Here is a 19,303-nt window from a genome sequence, read left to right on the forward strand (position 1 = left end):
CCGCAATGCTTGCTTTCACAGCAACATTAAGGGATAACTCACGATTCTACCATGCGGCTCAAGCTTCACCAGTAAACACTGAGCAAAAGCTGGCCGTATTGGCAGGAGTTGGTGGCTATTTGTGCAAACTCAAGTTTATTTTTGATTCAAAGCTGCAACATTTGCCAGACTGGCGCCCGCAGACAGGAATTTATGCGGATTTTGCGGCACATCCTTGACCCTGACCTCGAAATGCAGATGCGCCCCGGTTGAGCGCCCGGTTGAGCCGATATCAGCGATATGCTGACCGCGTTTAACGATATCGCCGAGTTTCACATAGATTTTAGAGGTGTGCGCATAACGGGTAATCAAATCCCCGCCGTGGTCAATTTCCAGCATATTGCCAAATTGCGGATGGTATTCGGCAGCGATTACCACGCCGCCGGCCGCAGCCACAATCGGGGTGCCGGTCGGCGCCGGAAAATCAATGCCTTCATGAAAAGCATTGCGCCCTGTGAACGGGTCCAGCCGCCAGCCGAAACCGGATGCGTTGTAACTCACATTCACCGGCTGAATTGTGGGCAGCAGCTTGGACTGCATCTTGAATCCCATGAGCTTGGTTTCCACCACATTCAGATAATCGGAACGGTGCTCCACATCGGTGGACAAGGCATCAAGCGCCGCCTGAAACTCGGACATATTCAACTCATGTGCAGGGGCGCTGGAAATTTCCGGTCCGCCCCGCGCTGGTAGCTCCTTGAAATTAAACTCTTCCGGTTTGATGCCGGCCAGCCCCTGCACCCGCTCTCCCAGCGCATCCAGCCGGATCAGCTGCGCCTGCATTTCCCCCAGTCTGACCGCCATTGCCGCCAGGTTTTCTTTCACATAGCGGTCTTTGGCGTTCGGATCACTGCTCAGTGCCGCACCGGCCGGCAGAATGGTTTTTAAAAACGGCACATCGGCGCTCGCCAGCCGCAAAGTCACTGCGGCCATCAGGGCGGCGCACAACATGGTGACGATCAAGAACCCTAACAATCCGATCACAATGTGATGCGTCGCCAGCGTGACGGATTTGGCCTGCGTGAAACGGGAATGCATCAGAATGATCTGCATTTCTTCCCCCTGTGAGCTTCTGACGCTAAAGACTGCGCCGCTTTATGGTAATGTGCTGCCCATGTCGACATCTTCATCACCTCCGTTTCGAATCCATATCAGGCGCGGACGCCCAGTTCAGGGTGCCAGCGGCGCTGCCGATTTTCTGCGCATGAATGAAAAATTCTCGCCTCTGTTGCCGGCGATCCAGCGCAATGTGTCGTTACAAAAAGATTGTGCGGCGATCCTGCCGCCGATATTTGATACTTGCGAAGTCATGCAGCTGGCTGAAAACCGGCTGACGCTTTCTGCGCCGAATGCAGCCCTGGCGACGAAGCTGAAACAATATTGCCCGAAACTGCAGACTTACCTGCTCGAACGTGGCTGGCAGATTAACGCAATCCGTATCAAAGTACAAGTGAAGCGGACGGTGCCAAAAGCACCGCCGGTCAAACAGCTGAAACTGTCCGCCACCGCCCTGCAGGCATTCAGCCACCTGGAAAAAACCATGGATGACAACTCGCAGAATGCCGCTTTGAAAATAGCACTGACCAAACTGCTGGAACGGCACCGCCAAAAATAAGGGACATGTCAGCACACACGCCGCTCCACCGCATCAGCGCTGACGCTCCTTTTCCCACAGCACGTCAGCACCGCGGCTTAAGTGATTCAGCACCCGTGCCAGCACAAACATCAGATCGGACAAGCGGTTCACATACTGCCGCGGCGCATCGTTGATAGGTTCGCTTTTCCCGACACTGACGATGGCGCGCTCGGCCCGGCGGCACACGGTACGGCAAACATGCGCCAGCGCAGCCTGACGCGAGCCTCCTGGCAAAATGAAGTCTTTCAACGGCGGCAGGTTGGCGTTGTATTTTTCCAGCAAGGCATCCAGCCTGGCAACTTGTTCCGCCGTGATCAGCTGATAACCCGGAATACAGAGTTCCCCGCCCAGATCAAACAAGTCGTGCTGAATCGAAATCAATTCCTGCTGCATCTGCTCCGGCAAATTTTCACACAACAGAACTCCGATATGGGAATTCAGTTCATCCACATCGCCCATAGCATGCACCCGCAATGCATCCTTATCGACACGACTGCCATCTCCCAGCCCGGTGGTTCCGGCATCACCGGTGCGCGTTGCAATTTTAGAAAGTCTATTACCCATGTTATGTCCGAAATCCGCAATCAAGCCACAGAGCATAAGGCAAAAATGTCCGGTACGCATCATAATAGGGTGCTGGATAAGCAATTCATGCGGAATGGCTGAACGCATGCGCCGGAAAATCTGTTGCATTCCGACTTCGTAATACTCATGTCAGTATTGTTCACGACAATACTGACACCCAGCCGGGAACGATGCGTGCGGGATTGGTGTATATCGTATGTACAAAATGTTGCCCGCCGCCTGCGCGCCTTGCAATACAATCCACTCAGCCCGCAAAACAGAATAATGACCAGGACTTACGATGGCTACACGATTACCACCGGTTCACGCGCTTTCCGCTTTTGAAGCAGCTGCCCGCTTCGGATCCTTTGCCGTGGCGGCGGAAGAACTCTGCATCACCCCGTCCGCCTTGTCGCACCGGATCCGCCTGCTGGAAGAGCATCTGTGCGAACGGGTATTTGTGCGGGAGGGACGCAGTGTCACGCTGACGGAATTCGGCCGGCGCTATCTGGATGTGGTCAGGGCCGCATTGCGCACCCTGTCGGATTTTCCCCTGCCAAACAAAACGACCCAAAATCAGATGCGGGTCAAAGTGACGGTACCGCCAACTTTTGCCCGTTACATGTTCATGCCGCGACTGGCCGAATTCATGGCCGAATACCCGGACATTGAAGTCGAAGTCTATCTGTTCGTCCCGCTGTATGATCTGAGCCTGTCGGAAAGTGATGTCGAAGTCCGCTTCGGTGCTGGTGAATATCCCAATCTGGTGACCAAAAAACTGTTTGTCGAACCCAGTTTCGCCGTCGCCAGCCCCGCCTATCTGAAGACCATCCCGCCGGTCAAAACACCGGAAGACCTGCGCCATGCACGACTGCTGCGCTCTGCATTGGAGCCTTGGCAACCGTGGTTTGAAGTAGCCGGACTGGATTGGGCAGAACCGACACGCGGCCTGCGTGTGGATGATCTGGGTCTGCTGCTGGAAGCCGTCAAACATGGCCACGGTGTGGGTCTCACACGCCAGCATTTCGCACAGGACATGATTGACAACGGCGACGTAGTACGTCTGTTTGATACCCAACTGGCCAGCCCGCCACATGCTTATTACCTGGTGCATGAAGCCCAACCCAGCCTGCGGCCTGAAGTGCAGCTTTTTATCGACTGGATGCAGTCAGCCTATCAAGTGATCTGAACAATCGGCGCCGCCCAGCATACAAAATTGCATGATGCCGGCATGAGTTCCCACATTCATTCCGGCATGCATTTCAACATTAATCAACCGGGCGACCAGCAGATGCCGTCCATAGCCGGAACCAGTGTTCGCGTGACAATATCTGCGTGCAGGCCTGCACTGCCTCGCGCACTGCTGCCAGCCGGCCGGAACCTGTCAGGACAACCGGGCGCGAAGGATGCTGCAGCACCCACGCCAGCGCTACTGTGCTGACGGGCAAACAGCGCTCTGCAGCGATCTGCTGCAATACCTGCCGAACCCGCTGCAATTGCGGCGATGCATCGGATTCTGTCGCCAGCAGGCGACCGCCCGCCAGTGCCGACCAGATCATCGGCACAATCCGTTCACGCTGGCACTGATCGAGAGTGCCATCGGTTAATGCCTGCATCCGCAACAGCGATAATTCCACCTGGTTCGTCACCAGCGGCACCCGGGAGGCCAGCAACGCAAACTGTGACGGCATGAAATTGGAGACGCCGAAATGCCGCACTTTGCCACTCTCTCGCAATTGCGTAAATGCTGCGGCGATCTCATCCGCCTCCATCAGCGGATCAGGCCGGTGTATCAGCAGCAGATCCAGCGTTTCAATCTGCATCGCCCGCAACGACTGCTCCGCAGAAGCAATAATGTGTTCGCGACTCGTATCGTAATGCTGGATGCCGTGTGCGGGCCGGTGCGGCGACACCAGCCGGATACCGCATTTGCTGACAAACTGGAAACGCTGCCGCAACCCGGGTGCGATACGCAGCGCCTCACCCAGCAAGGTTTCACTCTGATAGTCGCCATAGATATCAGCCTGATCGAGCGTGGTAACACCCAATTCCAGCGCCTGCTCCAGAAATCTGACGCGCTCCTGAGGTGTCATTTGCCAGCTGGCCAGCCGCCATAAACCGAGAACAATACGGGAAAATTCGGGACCATCAGCTGCCATGCTGATGCGTGGGGCAATCGTCGTATTCATAAAATCCGTGGTGATCGTGAAAAAAATATACGCCAGTCAGCGACCGGAAAAAAAGCGGCATCTCCGTAGAGCTTGTGCTACCAGTTGTATCGGTTATGCCTCTTTTACCTGCGATATCGCAGCCTGCAGGCTGGCAGTTTTGGTATAGCCGGAAGCCACCAGATGCAAGGCGTCCTGATGCAACACTAACAAGGCAGGAAAGCCGCGAATGCCCCAACGCTGGCATTGCTGGAATTCCTGCTGCGTGGCCATCATGCAGGCAGGCGAGTTCAATGTCTCGAGAAAGCTCGCCACGTCAAAACTGTCTGCGCCATCAATCTGATTGAGCGCATCGGTAACGATCACGGCAAGCTGCGCCAGATCCGTCACGTCAGCCCCCTGCGCATAAAACGCCCGCTGAATCGCATGAAAAACCGGAAGCAGCTGGCGCACAGTCAGATGATCGGCCACCATTTTTGCCGCCACAAAAGCACGGCAGGCAGGTTCCGTGTCGTAGATAAAACCGGGCTGGCTCATGGCCGCTTCAGAAAATGGCAGGCCGCTGGCTTCTGCCACATGCTTCCAGTGCTGATGCAGAGTCTGCCGCAGCTCGTCAGTCAATGGTTCTTTATTATAGGCGCGCAAACCGCCGACCAGGATATCGAGTTCTGCATCCGGCATGCTGTCGAGCAAGGCCTGCAGCTCGGGGTCAAATCCATAGCACCAGGAGCACATCGGGTCGGCAACATAGATCAATTGTGTCATGGCAGCTCGCTCATAAAGTCAGTGATGCCGTATTGTATAGAAAGCCGGCACAATGCACCGGATGCCGCCGACATGCTGATCAGGCCGGATACAAGGCGCCCAGAATCCGTGGCCCGCGCGCACCTGTCACTGCTGCCAGATTTCCCGGCTGACGCAAACAGAATTGCTGTGCCAGCCAGGCAAAAGCCAATGCTTCCACCTGTTCCGGCGCAATACCCAATGACGCAGTGCTTTCGATCGTGATCTGTTTTTGCGTTGCCTGCAATTCGCTCCGCAGCAAGGACATCAGCTGTGCATTGTAAGCACCGCCACCGCAGACATATACAGCGCTGACGTCCTTGCCATCGACGGTAATGGCCTGCGCCAGCGTGCGGGCGGTGTAAGCACACAAGCTCGCCTGCACATCGACGGCAGCCAGATCAGGGAATGACCGCAGATGGGACAACAACCAGTCTGCGTGAAACAAGTCGCGCCCGGTACTTTTCGGAGCCGGCAACGCCAGATAAGGTTCTTGCATCAATCGATCCAGCAATGCCTCCGACACGCGCCCCTGTGTCGCCCAGGCACCGCCACGGTCATACGCAGCGCCCTGCTGTCTTTGCATCCAGAAATCCATCAGGACGTTTCCTGGTCCGGTATCAAAGCCATGCGTACTGCCGTCTGCCGCCAGCACGCTGATATTGCTGATACCGCCGATATTGGCCACCACCCGGGTTTCACCGGCTGCACCAAAAATAGCACGATGAAAAGCGGGCACCAGCGGTGCACCCTGACCGCCGGCCGCCACATCGCGGCTGCGAAAATCAGCCACCACACTGATTCCGGTCAGCTCTGCCAGTAAAGCCGGATTATTGGTCTGACGCGTATAACCCAACTCCGGTCGGTGACGTATGGTTTGCCCATGCGCGCCGATTGCACTCACCGTCACCGGCCCCGACTGCGCCAGTAAGACGCTGACGCACTCTGCATACACGGCCGCCAGCCGGTTTGCCAGCAACGCTTCCAGATGAATTTCATTATTTCCCGGTTGCTGCAGCGACAACGCATCCGCACGGAATGTCTCGTCGAAAGGGACATAAGCGCTTGCCAGCAATGCGATTGGCGCAGCAGGAGATGCAGGCAAACAAACCAGTACACCATCCACACCATCGAGGCTGGTACCAGACATTAAACCGATGTACAGCTCTTGATTTTCGTAACGCATAGTCGCTTCAGTCGCGTGAATGCATGCTTGAATGAAAAAAGGCCGAACATCTGTCCGGCCCGGATGGAGTGATGGCGATCAGCGGGATGCGAGTTTCATCGTCTCGGCAAAACGCTCCGGGCGCATCAGATTGAAACGATGCGTCATGTCAGCCGCAATCGCCTTGAATCGCGGCATATCGTTCCCGGCCAGCGGCGGAGCATCGGGTACCACAATCGACATCGGGTCTTTAGGCTGATTGCTGACACGGAATTCATAATGCAGATGCGGCCCGGTGGCCCAGCCGGTAGAGCCGACATAACCGATCACATCGCCCTGGCTGACATGACTGCCTTTGTGAATTCCCGGTGCAAACGCGCTCATGTGACCATATGCCGTACTGTAAGCTCCCCAGTGTTTGATGACGATCAGATTTCCGTAGCCATTGCTTTTTCCGGCCATTTCCACCACTCCATCACCGGAGGCACGAATCGGCGTACCGGTCGGTGCTGCAAAATCCACGCCCTGATGTGCTTTCCAGACACCAAGAATCGGATGCATGCGCATAGAAAAACCAGAAGAAATACGGGTGAATTTCAGAGGAGACTTCAGAAAAGCTTTCTTGAGTGACTTACCGTCAAATGTGTAATACCCTCCCTGCCCGCCAGCTTCATCAAACCACACCGACTGATAGGTTTTACCAGCATTAGTAAACTCACCGGCCAGCACACGACCGGTTTTCACCAGCTGACCGTTCTGCCAGAAACTTTCATAGACCACATTGAACTGATCGCCGCGCTGCAATTTACGGAAATCAATATTGGTTTCAAACATGCTGACGATCTGGGAAGCGACCGGATCTGAAATATTGGCTTCATCTGTCGCAGCAAACAGCGAGGAGCGGATATTACCGGAAGCCATTTCGACACGCCGTTCCAGTTTGGCATTCACTTCCGTCGCCACAAAATGGCCGTTTGCATCACGGTTGATTTCAATATTCCGTGCAGGCTTGTCACTTCCGTCCTGCAAAGTCATCTGCAACCACTCCAGCTCCCCCTCTTCATTCGTGCGGGCGCGAACCGCCTTGTCCGTACGAAGCTGCAACAGATTGCGTGCAATGCTGTCAGATTTAATGAATTTATCGGCCTCGTCATCATCGACGCCCAGCCGCAGCAGCAGTGCGCTCAAGGTGTCGCCGCGACGGATGGTTTCTTCTCTGATGAAATGCTGTTCACTGGCTTCCAGCGCTGCAATCTGCTCATCGAGTACCGGGAGCGGTAAAGTCTGGGTAATTTTCTTGACTGGTAAATCTGACGCATCGGGAGCCAGTGGCGCTACAGCTGCCGCACCGACTGCACAAACCGCGAAAAATATAGCGGTGACAGAAACCACTCGGGTAACGCGGGTAGAACCGGGCAACCATCTGCTGCCAGTCACCACGCGAAGTAATTTATCTGTTGGACGCATGCAATAAGTTAAAATTGACTGTTTTTATAAAAAATTCTCTGTCGTTACAGGTCTGAAGCAGATTGCACAAAATGCATGCTATGCGGCTCAGACTACAGATACGGACGACAAACAAAGCCGGAATTATAAAACAAGTAAACCCGATATTAATTCTGAAACTGCGCCTGAAACTGAATCTGAAAACAGGTCGAAGTCAGACGAGAACCAGGGTACAGAATTAAGCAAAACGCTGATTATGAATTCAGAATACAAATCCTGACAGCGGTGTTACAAAAAAATTTGATGTGAATTAAACATGACTTCTGCACAAGCAACTACCTCCACTTCCGGTCCATCTTCATCACCAGCCCCTTTGCCATTGTCTGAAGCGGTTTTACATGCGCTCGCTGTGACCAAACGCGGCGTTGACGAATTGCTCATAGAATCCGAATTTGCACAAAAATTAGCGCGCAGTGAGCAAACTGGCAAGCCTTTGCGCATCAAACTCGGGCTGGACCCGACCGCACCCGACCTGCATCTGGGGCACACCGTCGTACTGAACAAAATGCGCCAGTTGCAGGATCTCGGACACAACGTGATTTTCCTGATCGGCGATTTCACCTCGATGATCGGCGACCCGTCCGGCCGCAATGCCACGCGCCCGCCGCTGACGCGCGAGCAGATCGAGGAAAATGCGCAGACCTATTTCAAACAGGCGAGTCTGGTGCTGGATGCGGCAAAAACCGAAATCCGCTACAACTCCGAATGGTGCGATCCGCTGGGCGCACGCGGCATGATTCAGCTGTCATCCAAATATACCGTAGCACGCATGATGGAGCGCGACGACTTTACCAAGCGCTTCAAAGCCGGCACGCCAATATCGATTCACGAATTTCTGTATCCGCTGATGCAGGGCTATGATTCGGTCGCCCTGCAATCCGATCTGGAGCTGGGTGGCACGGATCAGAAATTCAACCTGCTGGTAGGCCGTGAATTACAAAAAGATTATGGACAAGAGCCGCAATGTATTCTGACCATGCCTTTGCTGGAAGGTCTGGACGGCGTCGAGAAAATGTCCAAGTCGAAAAATAACTACATCGCGATCACTGAACCGGCGAACACCATGTTCGCCAAAGTCATGAGCATTTCCGATGAAATGATGTGGAAATACTATGACCTGCTGTCTTTCTGTTCGATAGAGCAAATCGCGACATACAAGAGAGCCGTGGCAGAAGGTCAGAATCCGCGTGATATCAAAGTCGCTCTGGCGCAGGAAATCGTCGCCCGCTTCCACAGCAAACAGGCTGGAGAAGAAGCACTGGCAGATTTCGTGAACCGTTCTAAAGGCGGCATTCCGGATGACATTCCGGAAGTCACGCTGGCAGGTGCGCCGATCGGTATCGGCCAATTACTCAAACAGGCAAACCTGTGCGCCTCCACCTCGGAAGCGCTGCGCATGGTGGAGCAAGGCGGTGTGCGCATCGACAGCGCTGTCATCAGCGATAAAGGCTTGAAAGTCGATGCCGGCAGCTTCGTACTGCAAGTCGGCAAACGTAAATTTGCACGGGTAACCCTGACAGCATGATCACCTTACTGCAGCGCGTCAGCCATGCCAGCGTGGTAGTGGATGACGTCCGCATTGGTGCGATTCAGGCGGGTCTGATGGTGCTGGTCTGCGCAGAACGTGGTGACACCGAAAAAGAAGCGGATGCCCTGCTGAGCAAATTGCTCAGCTACCGTGTTTTCAGTGACGATGCTGGCAAAATGAACCGCAGCATCCGCGACACGCAAGGCGGGCTGTTGCTGGTGCCGCAGTTTACACTGGCTGCCGACACCCAGTCCGGCACCCGCCCATCATTCACGCCTGCCGCACCGCCCGAAGTCGCCAAACAATTATTTGATTACTTCGTCGCACAGGCCCGCACCCAACATGCGCAGGTGGAAACTGGTCAGTTTGGCGCTGACATGAAAGTGTCGCTGACCAATGACGGCCCCGTGACCTTCTGGCTGGAAACCAAAAAGCAAACTGCGTCGTAATACCCGTCCATATCTCAACGCCCATCGCCCTTCTGCACTCGTCAAAGTCCATTAAACCATGACAGAAATTCTTCTGATACGGCACGGCGAAACCGCCTGGAATGCCATTAAACGTCTGCAAGGTCATCTCGATATCCCGCTCAACGCCGAAGGTACACGTCAGGCAAAAGCGTTGGCCGCCGCGCTGCAAAACGAAAAACTCGATGCCATCATCTCCAGCGATTTACAGCGCGCCGTTCAGACCGCCGGAGAAATCGCCCGCCTGCAAGGCATTGGTATCCGCATTGACGCCGGCTTGCGTGAGCGCTGCTATGGCGGTTTTGAAGGGCAACTCTACATTGAGATTCCTCATCTGTTTCCGGAAGCCCACGCCGCCTGGAAATCCCATGATCCGGACGCAGAATTTCCACCGGGCGAAAACACCGGAGAAACCACACGCCGTTTTCATCAGCGCGTGATGGAGCACATCTATTACTACGCCAGACAATTCATGCATCAGAAAATTGCTCTGGTTGCCCATGGCGGCGTGCTGGAATGTGCCTACCGTGACGCCAAACAACTGCCGCTGAATGCACCGCGCGAAGTCACCATCTTCAATGCCAGCATCAACCGTTTCCATTTTGATGGTAAACAGCTGCAATTGATACAGTGGGGCGATATCGCGCATCTGGATGCCGACGATACGCTGGACGAAATCGATCAACTTAAATAAGCCACGGCAGGCAGCGTTCTTCTTACTGAAACCGCCTGTCGCTCCGAGGCACGATGTGGCGTCTGACCAGACGCCACAAGACATAAGCACTGCCCGGAAATGTTTGACCTCAGCCCAGCAACTGATAAACATTCCCTATTGATCTCTGCCGTAAAATCATTCATCACAATCACATAATCGGGCCTGAGTTCCTTCAAAAGCACAATCAGCAATCCCTCAAACAACACCGCTTCATGCCGGCATCAATCCCAATGCCGGTGTGTAAAAAAGCAATGAAAAATAATTATTTGTCACAATAAATAATCTCTTTTTTAAAGTGATTTTTGCCAATTATTTAGGCAGCTTTCAGGTAGAATAGCGCTTCTTCAAAATTCCCCTGTCAGCGCATCGTGCAAATCGGCTCTTACCTCCTGCGAAATAATCTGTTTGTAGCACCGATGGCAGGCGTGACGGACCGGCCATTCCGCCAGCTATGCAAAGAGCTGGGCGCAGGGTATGCCGTGTCAGAAATGGCGGCATCGAATCCCAGGCTGTGGGAAACCGAGAAATCAACACGCCGCACCAACCACGAAGGTGAGATGGAACCCAAGGCAGTGCAGATTGCCGGCGCCGACCCGCAGATGCTGGCCGATTGCGCCAGACACAATGTCGATAAAGGTGCGCAGATCATCGATATCAACATGGGCTGCCCGGTTAAAAAAGTCTGTAATGCCTGGTGCGGTTCCGCGCTGCTGCAACACGAAACATTGGTCGGTGAAATTCTCGATGCAGTCGTTAGCGCAGTCGATGTGCCGGTCACGCTGAAATTCCGCACCGGCTGGGATCGCGCACACAAAAACGCGCTCATCATCGCGCGCATGGCGGAAGCTGCCGGAATACAGATGCTGACCCTGCACGGACGCACCCGCGCCGATGGCTACAAAGGCGAGGCTGAATACGAAACGATTGCCGCAGTTAAAGCAGCGGTGAAGATTCCTGTTGTGGCGAATGGCGACATCACCACACCGGAAAAAGCCCGCTATGTACTCGATGTGACTGGTGCCGACGCCATCATGGTCGGCCGTGCGGCACAAGGCCGACCGTGGATTTTTCGCGAGATTGAGCATTTCCTGAAAACCGGTACCCATCTGCCACCGCCACTGATTGCAGAAGTCCGTGAGTTAATGTTGCAGCACTTACAGGCCCATTATGCGTTTTACGGTGAATATCTCGGTGTGCGAACGGCACGCAAACATATCGGCTGGTACGTACAGGACCTGAGCGGCGGTGAAGCATTCCGGCAACAGATGAATCTGCTCACCGATTGCGAAGCACAACTGGCTGCCGTCAGTCATTTTTTTGATTGCATGGCCGGGGAACGGTTACAATACCGCCCCTTTGAAGAAAAACTGGCAGCGTAAAAAAAGAGTCGTCGTGTGTATTACGCCCAACTGCTGACAAACGGGTGATCAACAACACCCTGCATAACCAAACCAAATAAAAACAACATGAGCAAAGATAGTATCCAAGACGCCGTTCACAAAAATCTGGAAAAATACTTCCGTGATCTGGGTGAACAACCCGCCTCCAATATTTACGACATGGTTGTGCTGGCCGTCGAAAAACCGATGCTGGAAATGGTGATGACGCGCGCCGCCAGTAACCAGTCGCAAGCGGCGGATATGCTGGGCATCAATCGCAATACCCTGCGCAAAAAATTGCAGCAGCACGGTTTATTGTAAGCAGCCAGCACCTTATGTGGCCTGAGACCGATTTCCCTACTTAATGAAAATATCATGATCAAACAAGCCCTCATATCCGTCTCCGACAAGACCGGTGTGCTCGATTTTGCACGTGAATTATCCGCACTCGGTGTCAAGCTGCTGTCCACTGGCGGTACCGCCAAACTGCTGGCCGATAACGGTCTGCCTGTCACTGAAGTGGCTGACTACACCGGTTTTCCGGAAATGCTGGATGGCCGCGTGAAGACGCTGCACCCGAAAGTCCATGGCGGCATTCTGGCGCGCCGCGATTTTCCTGAGCATGTCGCGGCACTCGAACAACACAGCATTCCTACCATCGATATGGTGGTGGTGAATCTGTATCCATTCCAGCAAACAGTCGCCAAGGCAGAATGCTCACTCGAAGATGCGATCGAAAACATCGACATCGGCGGGCCGACGATGCTGCGCTCCTCGGCAAAAAACCATAAAGACGTCACGGTGATAGTTGATCCCAGCGACTACGCGATCGTGCTGGCAGAAATGAAAGCCAATCAGAACGTCGTCAGCTATGACACCAAATTCACACTGGCAAAAAAAGTATTCGCCCACACAGCACAATATGATGGCGCGATTACGAATTACCTGACCAGCCTCGGTGAAGACAAAGCCCACACAACACGCAGCGCCTATCCGCAAACACTGAATCTGCATTTCGAAAAAGTGCAGGAAATGCGTTATGGTGAAAATCCGCATCAGTCTGCCGCGTTTTACCGTGACCTCAAAACAGTAGCCGGTGCACTGGCGAATTACACGCAATTGCAAGGCAAGGAACTGTCTTACAACAATATCGCCGATTCCGATGCCGCATGGGAATGCGTGAAATCGTTCAAAGAATCTGCCTGCGTGATCGTCAAGCATGCCAATCCTTGCGGCGTCGCACTGGGTGCAACACCATTCGAAGCCTACAGCAAAGCTCTGCAAACCGACCCGACTTCTGCGTTCGGTGGCATCATCGCCTTCAACCGCGAACTCGATGGCAAGGCGGCAGAAATCGTTGCCAAGCAATTCGTCGAAGTATTGATCGCGCCGTCCTTCACTGCCGAAGCGAAAGCGATATTCGCTGCGAAACAAAACGTGCGTCTGCTGGAAATCGCGCTGGGTGACGGGATCAATCAATATGATGTCAAACGCGTCGGCGGTGGTCTGCTGGTACAAGCGCCCGACTCAAAAAACGTGTTGCAGGAAGAATTGCGCGTCGTCTCCAAACTGCAGCCAACGCCGCAACAAATGTCCGACATGATGTTTGCGTGGCGTGTTGCAAAATTCGTCAAATCGAATGCGATTGTCTTCTGCGGCAACGGCATGACGCTGGGTGTCGGTGCGGGTCAGATGAGCCGCATTGACTCGGCACGGATCGCTTCCATCAAAGCGCAAAACGCCGGTCTGACGCTGACTGGCTCTGCGGTAGCGTCGGACGCCTTCTTCCCGTTCCGCGATGGTCTCGATGTGGTCGTCGATGCAGGTGCGACCTGCGTGATTCATCCGGGCGGCTCCATGCGTGATCAGGAAGTCATCGACGCGGCAGATGAACGCGGCGTGGTGATGGTCTATACTGGCACCCGTCATTTCCGTCATTAATCAAACGCCTTGCCTTGCGCGGGGCAAGGCAAGCATGAAAATATTAGGTATCGACCCCGGCCTGCGCACGACTGGCTTCGGGGTCATCCACAAACAGGGTCAGAAGCTGACATACATCGCTTCCGGCACCATCAAAACCGTCGAAGGCTCTCTGCCCGACCGGCTCAAGAGCATACTCTCCGGCGTATCTGAAATCGTCAGTACCTATCGTCCCGATTGCGCAGCCATCGAAAAAGTGTTCGTGAATGTGAATCCGCAATCGACATTATTGCTCGGACAAGCACGCGGGGCGGCAATCTGCGCGCTGGTCTCGGCTGAACTCAGTGTAGCGGAATACACGGCATTACAAGTCAAACAAGGCATTGTCGGACATGGCCGGGCCAGGAAAGAACAGGTACAGGACATGGTGCAACGTTTACTGATGCTATCTGGCACACCCAGTCCCGACGCTGCAGATGCGCTTGGCGTTGCCATCTGCCATGCGCATAGCGGCGAAGCATTGGCAACACTGAGTACAATCGCTCCTGAACTGGCAAAAAAAGGGTTGCGCGTGAAATCAGGCCGGCTGATCGGGTAGTACAGCGGAAATACAGCGACTGTTATCCGATCAATTTCTGCACAAACGAGCAAACCCACTTTTGATTTCGGGTTTCATCTGCCGGTGAAAGGGTTGCCGTACTTTCAGCCACAACAATACGACGCTAAAAATCGCATCGATAACTCTCCTCAAGCTCTTCAGAATCGTTTACCATCACTGCTTATTCATACAGTATGAAAGCTGGACATGATCGGTCGCATTGCAGGTACCCTGATAGAAAAAAATCCGCCACAGTTAGTGATCGATTGCCAGGGTGTCGGCTATGAAGTGGATGTACCGATGAGCACGTTCTATAACCTGCCCGCGCTGGGAGAAAAAGTTGTTTTGCTCACGCATCTTGCCATACGTGAAGATGCACACATACTGTTCGGTTTTGGCAGCGCCGAAGAACGCGCCACCTTCCGTCAGTTGATCAAAATTTCCGGCGTCGGTGCACGCACGGCCCTATCGATCTTGTCAGGCATGTCCGTTGCCGATCTGGCGCAGGCGATTACCGTACAGGAAGCAGGTCGCCTGACCCGGATTCCCGGCATCGGAAAAAAAACTGCAGAACGCTTGTTACTCGAACTGAAAGGCAAACTGGGAGCGGATTTATTCACAAGCACCGAAGCATCTGCCGGTGGCGATCATAGTGCCGATATCCTTAATGCCTTGTTAGCCCTGGGTTATTCGGACAAAGAAGCCCGCCTTGCCTTAAAAACCATTCCAAAAGACAGTAACGTATCAGACGGCATCAAACTCGCTCTGAAAGCCCTGTCCAAAGCCTAATCTCCGGAATCTGCGATGAGCATACAAACCGATAATCTTTCCATCGATTTTTCTGAACAGCGAATTATTGCAGCCACGCCGGCCTCGCTTGGCGAAGAAGCGATCGAGCGTGCATTACGCCCTAAACAACTTGACGAATACGTGGGGCAGGAAAAGATCCGTGACCAGCTGGAAATCTTCATCACCGCCGCACGCCAACGTAAAGAGGCGCTGGATCACACATTGCTGTTCGGCCCACCAGGTTTAGGGAAAACAACACTGGCCCATATTATCGCCCGCGAGATGGGTGTGAATTTGCGGCAAACATCCGGCCCGGTACTGGAGCGTGCGGGCGACCTTGCCGCGCTGCTGACCAATCTGGAAGCGAACGATGTTCTGTTCATCGACGAAATACACCGGTTGTCACCTGTCGTTGAAGAGATTTTGTACCCAGCACTCGAAGACTACCAGATTGACATCATGATCGGCGAAGGCCCTGCTGCCCGTTCTGTGAAACTGGACCTGCAACCATTTACACTGGTCGGCGCCACCACCCGCGCCGGGATGCTGACCAACCCGCTACGCGACCGTTTTGGCATTGTGGCACGGCTGGAATTTTACACACCCGACGAATTAACCCGCATCGTCAGCCGCTCTTCGGCATTATTGAATGCCCCTATTCACGAAGATGGCGCCAGAGAAATTGCGCGCCGCTCCCGGGGAACACCGCGCATTGCGAACCGGCTGCTACGCCGGGTACGCGATTATGCTGAAGTCAAAGGAAATGGTGAAATTACAAAACTCACTGCGGATGCTGCACTGCGGATGCTGGACGTGGATATCGCAGGTTTTGACCTGATGGACAGAAAATTGCTGGAAGCCATTTTATTCAAATTTGGCGGCGGCCCGGTCGGACTCGATAATGTGGCGGCAGCGATTGGCGAAGAACGCGATACGATTGAAGATGTGCTGGAACCTTACCTGATTCAGCAGGGCTACCTGCAACGCACTCCGCGCGGACGCATTGCGACAACACTGGCATATCACCATTTCGATCTGCCGCAGCCATCGCCCACTCCTCCCTGAAGCGGGTCACTTTTTTTACTCTCTTCTTTTGATTGTTTTTATTGTTTCTTATTGAAGCTTTTTATAATTCCTGATCGACGTAACCTGTCGAACCCGGCATATTCTCTCCTGCCCAACTATCCTGATCCAACACATCAGTTTGTCGTAGCAACCTGAACAATATGTACCGATAAAAACAAAAAGCGCCCGAAGGCGCTTTTTATTGATAAAACCGACGGTAAAACCGGCTTATCAGAATGCGTGGTGGATACCAACGTTCGCCAGACTTGCTGTTGCGCCGTTAGCCACAGCCAGACCACCGCCGTTGATGTTTGCATCATTTCTTACACGAGAGTAAGAACCATAGAGGTTCGTACGCTTGGACAAGGAATGTGTGAAACCAACTGCCAGCTGTGTGCTGTTGTTCGCGCCGGATGCCAGATTGTTTTGCAGACGTGCCGCTGTTGCCAGGATGTTGTCAGCAGCAGTCACAGGCACGGTTACGCCCAGCATATAACCTTTTTGATCCAGTGTATTGTTGTCTGTTGTATCTTTAGAGTAGCCAAATGCTCCCTTAGCTACGCCAAAATCATAGGTTGCGCCCAACAATACGGACTTCAGACCGTTGCTGGCTGCATCATTCTGTTTGTAGTACACAGCGCCAACATACAGTGGGCCTGCAGCATATTGGCCGTTGATACCGACGGAACGGTTAGCCGATGTGTTGCCGGCAACTTCACCGAAGCCATACAGAGCCATAGTGCTAAAACCAGACATATCGTTAGACTGGTAGCTGACACTGTTATTTACGCGCCATGAGCTGGCAGACAGGAAACCGAATACACCGCCTGTGGAAGTAGAGCCACCAGCAACACCAGATGTGAATCCCAGATCAAATGGATCAACTGCGTCGAAGAAGTAGAACTGTGGTGTGTACTGACGACCCATCTTCACAGTACCGAAATCACCCTGCAGACCTACCCAAGACTGACGACCAAATGTCAGACCGCCCTGAGATGCACCGGAATCCATATAAATTCCTGCTTCCAGAGCAAAAATTGCTTTCAAACCGCTGCCCAGGTCTTCAGTACCTTTGAAGCCAAGACGGGAACCGCCTTGCTCGCCACTGTCCAGTGCATATTTAGTGCCCGAACCAGCACCACGATTGCCAGCCTGAACTGCCATATCGGCGATACCGTAGATAGTTACGGAAGACTGTGCTTGAGCAGAGCCTGCAACAGCAGCCATAGCGGCCAGAGCGATGAGTGATTTTTTCATTTAAATTTCTCCAAAGGATTTCAAATAACAAAGCTGCGTTTCAATCGTGAAGCAAAATTCATAATTTGTGATGAAACCAAACTTCTTGTCTGTGAACTGCTAATCTCAACATACTGTATTTGACCAAATATGGCAGGCAAGAGCCAAGCTAAATCCGCACATTGTAAATATTTAAACAATTTTTTGTCTCACACCAACAACAAATCCGATGTTAAATTGCAAATAAGAAAGCTTTTTATTAATTTCACTTCAACTTTTGTCTACCTATAAACTTCCTGTAAATTCGCTATTTATCAATTTCCAGGAAAAACCCGTATCCTTAAACGTCAACGATCACGACACTAAAAAACAAAAATGCCAGCGCAATTGCTGGCATTTTTGAATATCTGTAAAACCCGCGAACTACATCGTCAGATCAGAATGCATGCAGAATACCGACCGCAGTACGTACCGCGTGATCCTGATTAGCCAGATTGCCGATGATGCCCAGAGCCAGACTGGTGTCTTGCAGAGAAGTGGAGCCTGCTTTGGCATAAGTCAGGGAAGCATAGGCCGTCGTACGCTTGCTGAATGCATACTTCACCAGACCAATGTACTGATCTGCTTTACCAACGACATCACCCGAGCGCTTAGTGCCATAGTATGCGCCAGTGATCGTTGTCTGTGGCGACATCAGGTAATCGACGCCCAGACCAATCACTTTGATCTTACGGTTATTCGCATTACCGAACGGAGCGATGACAATGTTGCCATCTACTGTATCCTGCGCATAGGTCGCACGCAGCACAACAGCAGGGTCAACTTTGTATTTGGCACCGGCAGCCCATGCTGTCAGTGTTGCTGTATTCGTGAAATCTTTCATCTTGGCATAAGCGACTGCCGCGCCGTTTGTACCGTCGGTGAAGAAGCCGGATGCGCCCATGTAGGAGCTGGCACCGGTATCACCCGCTTTCTCGCCGAAGCCATACATCAGCGCACCGCCAAAACCATTGGTGATCGGTGATACGTACTTAATCGAATTATTCTGACGCAGTGCAGTACCGCCCTGGTTGGTACCGAAGCCACCATACAATGCACCGGAATTCATACCGCCGAACATCACGTTCGGGTTGCTGCCGGCATGCGCCAGACCGATCGGATCGGCCAAACCAACGGAGTCCACACCCAGAATATTGTTACGTCCGAACGTCACTGTACCGAAGTCACCGGACAAACCCACCCAGGACAAACGGTCAAACAGGGAGCTTGCATTACCGCCCTGGTTAAACACATTGCCACCAAAACCGGCTCCGGCCACACCAGTATCGTTAAACAGTGTGCCTTCCAGATTGAAAATTGCCTTCAGGCCGCCGCCGAGGTCTTCGCTGCCTTTAACACCCCAACGGGATGTCAGCAACTGACCCGGATCCATTGCTATTTTACTGCCGCCTGACGCCGTCTGATTGGTTGTATAGACAGTAGCGGCATCAACGATACCGTAGAGTGTCACGGAAGATTGTGCAGAGGCTGTTGCGGCAAAAGCGCCCAGAATTGCGAAAGCAAGAAGTGATTTTTTCATTGAAAACGTCTCCAAATTGGTCATGTGATTCGGCTATGTATTGGTAGCTCTTATCGTTGGATTGATTACGGCTACTTGGTATTGCCAGTGCTTCCAAGCTGATTGATTAACAATCCAAGACTGATTGAACCAAACTACGCTGATTTGGGCAAAGAGAATTTGCGAA

General features: G+C 53.1%; 19 protein-coding genes. 11 read left to right on the top strand and 8 right to left on the bottom strand.

Going from position 1 to position 19,303, the window contains the following annotated elements:
* Positions 1–135 precede the first annotated feature (135 nt).
* Positions 136–1,092, bottom strand: coding sequence for a M23 family metallopeptidase (locus HV832_RS07105; RefSeq protein WP_176802850.1), 957 nt, complete (start codon positions 1,090–1,092; stop codon positions 136–138).
* Between the two features lie 61 nt (positions 1,093–1,153).
* On the opposite strand from HV832_RS07105, the gene HV832_RS07110 reads away from it, so the two are divergent.
* Positions 1,154–1,654 (top strand): DciA family protein, encoded by a 501-nt coding sequence (locus tag HV832_RS07110; RefSeq protein WP_176802851.1) that lies wholly within the window; start codon positions 1,154–1,156, stop codon positions 1,652–1,654.
* Positions 1,655–1,687: 33 nt separating this feature from the next.
* Here HV832_RS07110 and HV832_RS07115 read toward each other — a convergent pair whose 3' ends face one another.
* Positions 1,688–2,239 carry a cob(I)yrinic acid a,c-diamide adenosyltransferase gene (locus tag HV832_RS07115; RefSeq protein ID WP_176802852.1) on the bottom strand — a complete coding sequence of 184 codons (552 nt, stop codon included), beginning with the start codon at positions 2,237–2,239 and terminating at the stop codon, positions 1,688–1,690.
* A 301-nt stretch (positions 2,240–2,540) separates the two neighbouring features.
* Between HV832_RS07115 and HV832_RS07120 the strand changes: the two genes are divergently transcribed.
* Positions 2,541–3,428 (top strand): LysR substrate-binding domain-containing protein, encoded by an 888-nt coding sequence (locus HV832_RS07120; RefSeq protein ID WP_176802853.1) that lies wholly within the window; start codon positions 2,541–2,543, stop codon positions 3,426–3,428.
* A 79-nt stretch (positions 3,429–3,507) separates the two neighbouring features.
* On the opposite strand, the gene HV832_RS07125 is transcribed toward HV832_RS07120, so the two are convergent.
* From HV832_RS07125 to HV832_RS07140, 4 genes are all read right to left on the bottom strand, one after another.
* The gene (locus tag HV832_RS07125) at positions 3,508–4,428 is read right to left on the bottom strand and encodes an aldo/keto reductase (RefSeq protein WP_176802854.1); all 921 of its coding nucleotides are present in this window, start codon (positions 4,426–4,428) and stop codon (positions 3,508–3,510) included.
* Positions 4,429–4,521: 93 nt separating this feature from the next.
* Positions 4,522–5,172, bottom strand: coding sequence for a DsbA family protein (locus HV832_RS07130; protein WP_176802855.1), 651 nt, complete (start codon positions 5,170–5,172; stop codon positions 4,522–4,524).
* 79 nt (positions 5,173–5,251) lie between these two features.
* Entirely contained in the window at positions 5,252–6,376 is a 1,125-nt protein-coding gene (locus HV832_RS07135; protein WP_176802856.1) for an anhydro-N-acetylmuramic acid kinase, read from the bottom strand.
* Between the two features lie 78 nt (positions 6,377–6,454).
* Positions 6,455–7,822 carry a M23 family metallopeptidase gene (locus tag HV832_RS07140; RefSeq protein ID WP_176802857.1) on the bottom strand — a complete coding sequence of 456 codons (1,368 nt, stop codon included), beginning with the start codon at positions 7,820–7,822 and terminating at the stop codon, positions 6,455–6,457.
* A gap of 295 nt (positions 7,823–8,117) precedes the next feature.
* On the opposite strand from HV832_RS07140, the gene tyrS reads away from it, so the two are divergent.
* The 9 genes from tyrS to ruvB all read left to right on the top strand — a co-directional run bounded on the left by tyrS (position 8,118) and on the right by ruvB (position 16,322).
* A complete protein-coding gene (gene tyrS, locus HV832_RS07145) occupies positions 8,118–9,386 on the top strand; it encodes a tyrosine--tRNA ligase (protein ID WP_176802858.1) in 1,269 nt (422 codons plus the stop codon).
* The gene (dtd, locus tag HV832_RS07150) at positions 9,383–9,838 is read left to right on the top strand and encodes a D-aminoacyl-tRNA deacylase (protein ID WP_176802859.1); all 456 of its coding nucleotides are present in this window, start codon (positions 9,383–9,385) and stop codon (positions 9,836–9,838) included. Before tyrS ends, dtd begins: the two co-directional genes overlap by 4 nt.
* A 58-nt stretch (positions 9,839–9,896) precedes the next feature.
* A complete protein-coding gene (locus tag HV832_RS07155) occupies positions 9,897–10,550 on the top strand; it encodes a histidine phosphatase family protein (RefSeq protein WP_176802860.1) in 654 nt (217 codons plus the stop codon).
* A gap of 389 nt (positions 10,551–10,939) precedes the next feature.
* A complete protein-coding gene (dusB, locus tag HV832_RS07160) occupies positions 10,940–11,950 on the top strand; it encodes a tRNA dihydrouridine synthase DusB (RefSeq protein WP_176802861.1) in 1,011 nt (336 codons plus the stop codon).
* Positions 11,951–12,037: 87 nt separating this feature from the next.
* Entirely contained in the window at positions 12,038–12,271 is a 234-nt protein-coding gene (locus HV832_RS07165) for a helix-turn-helix domain-containing protein (protein ID WP_176802862.1), read from the top strand.
* A 54-nt stretch (positions 12,272–12,325) separates the two neighbouring features.
* On the top strand, positions 12,326–13,891 hold the full coding sequence (purH, locus tag HV832_RS07170) for a bifunctional phosphoribosylaminoimidazolecarboxamide formyltransferase/IMP cyclohydrolase (protein ID WP_176802863.1): 1,566 nt from the start codon (positions 12,326–12,328) through the stop codon (positions 13,889–13,891).
* A 34-nt stretch (positions 13,892–13,925) separates the two neighbouring features.
* A complete protein-coding gene (gene ruvC, locus HV832_RS07175; protein WP_176802864.1) occupies positions 13,926–14,468 on the top strand; it encodes a crossover junction endodeoxyribonuclease RuvC in 543 nt (180 codons plus the stop codon).
* A gap of 207 nt (positions 14,469–14,675) precedes the next feature.
* A complete protein-coding gene (gene ruvA, locus HV832_RS07180; RefSeq protein WP_176802865.1) occupies positions 14,676–15,257 on the top strand; it encodes a Holliday junction branch migration protein RuvA in 582 nt (193 codons plus the stop codon).
* Positions 15,258–15,272: 15 nt separating this feature from the next.
* Positions 15,273–16,322, top strand: coding sequence for a Holliday junction branch migration DNA helicase RuvB (gene ruvB / locus HV832_RS07185; RefSeq protein ID WP_176802866.1), 1,050 nt, complete (start codon positions 15,273–15,275; stop codon positions 16,320–16,322).
* Between the two features lie 231 nt (positions 16,323–16,553).
* On the opposite strand, the gene HV832_RS07190 is transcribed toward ruvB, so the two are convergent.
* Entirely contained in the window at positions 16,554–17,579 is a 1,026-nt protein-coding gene (locus tag HV832_RS07190) for a porin (RefSeq protein WP_176802867.1), read from the bottom strand.
* Positions 17,580–17,994: 415 nt separating this feature from the next.
* Positions 17,995–19,137, bottom strand: a complete 1,143-nt coding sequence (locus HV832_RS07195; protein ID WP_176802868.1) for a porin — start codon at positions 19,135–19,137, stop codon at positions 17,995–17,997.
* Positions 19,138–19,303: the final 166 nt, after the last annotated feature.

The sequence above is a fragment of the Cognatundibacterium oligocarboniphilum genome, from assembly GCF_013377855.1.
Classification (GTDB): domain Bacteria; phylum Pseudomonadota; class Gammaproteobacteria; order Burkholderiales; family Burkholderiaceae_D; genus Undibacterium; species Undibacterium oligocarboniphilum.

Excerpts from the sequence above, each read along its gene's own strand:
- HV832_RS07195 (WP_176802868.1), bottom strand. The coding sequence starts at position 19,137 with ATGAAAAAATCACTTCTTGCTTTCGCAATTCTGGGCGCTTTTGCCGCA.
- HV832_RS07120 (WP_176802853.1), top strand. The coding sequence starts at position 2,541 with ATGGCTACACGATTACCACCGGTTCACGCGCTTTCCGCTTTTGAAGCA.
- ruvB (WP_176802866.1), top strand. The coding sequence starts at position 15,273 with ATGAGCATACAAACCGATAATCTTTCCATCGATTTTTCTGAACAGCGA.
- HV832_RS07155 (WP_176802860.1), top strand. The coding sequence starts at position 9,897 with ATGACAGAAATTCTTCTGATACGGCACGGCGAAACCGCCTGGAATGCC.
- ruvC (WP_176802864.1), top strand. The coding sequence starts at position 13,926 with ATGAAAATATTAGGTATCGACCCCGGCCTGCGCACGACTGGCTTCGGG.
- HV832_RS07190 (WP_176802867.1), bottom strand. The coding sequence starts at position 17,579 with ATGAAAAAATCACTCATCGCTCTGGCCGCTATGGCTGCTGTTGCAGGC.
- dtd (WP_176802859.1), top strand. The coding sequence starts at position 9,383 with ATGATCACCTTACTGCAGCGCGTCAGCCATGCCAGCGTGGTAGTGGAT.
- HV832_RS07125 (WP_176802854.1), bottom strand. The coding sequence starts at position 4,428 with ATGAATACGACGATTGCCCCACGCATCAGCATGGCAGCTGATGGTCCC.
- ruvA (WP_176802865.1), top strand. The coding sequence starts at position 14,676 with ATGATCGGTCGCATTGCAGGTACCCTGATAGAAAAAAATCCGCCACAG.
- purH (WP_176802863.1), top strand. The coding sequence starts at position 12,326 with ATGATCAAACAAGCCCTCATATCCGTCTCCGACAAGACCGGTGTGCTC.
- HV832_RS07135 (WP_176802856.1), bottom strand. The coding sequence starts at position 6,376 with ATGCGTTACGAAAATCAAGAGCTGTACATCGGTTTAATGTCTGGTACC.
- HV832_RS07110 (WP_176802851.1), top strand. The coding sequence starts at position 1,154 with ATGTCGACATCTTCATCACCTCCGTTTCGAATCCATATCAGGCGCGGA.
- HV832_RS07140 (WP_176802857.1), bottom strand. The coding sequence starts at position 7,822 with ATGCGTCCAACAGATAAATTACTTCGCGTGGTGACTGGCAGCAGATGG.
- tyrS (WP_176802858.1), top strand. The coding sequence starts at position 8,118 with ATGACTTCTGCACAAGCAACTACCTCCACTTCCGGTCCATCTTCATCA.
- HV832_RS07165 (WP_176802862.1), top strand. The coding sequence starts at position 12,038 with ATGAGCAAAGATAGTATCCAAGACGCCGTTCACAAAAATCTGGAAAAA.
- HV832_RS07115 (WP_176802852.1), bottom strand. The coding sequence starts at position 2,239 with ATGGGTAATAGACTTTCTAAAATTGCAACGCGCACCGGTGATGCCGGA.
- HV832_RS07130 (WP_176802855.1), bottom strand. The coding sequence starts at position 5,172 with ATGACACAATTGATCTATGTTGCCGACCCGATGTGCTCCTGGTGCTAT.
- HV832_RS07105 (WP_176802850.1), bottom strand. The coding sequence starts at position 1,092 with ATGCAGATCATTCTGATGCATTCCCGTTTCACGCAGGCCAAATCCGTC.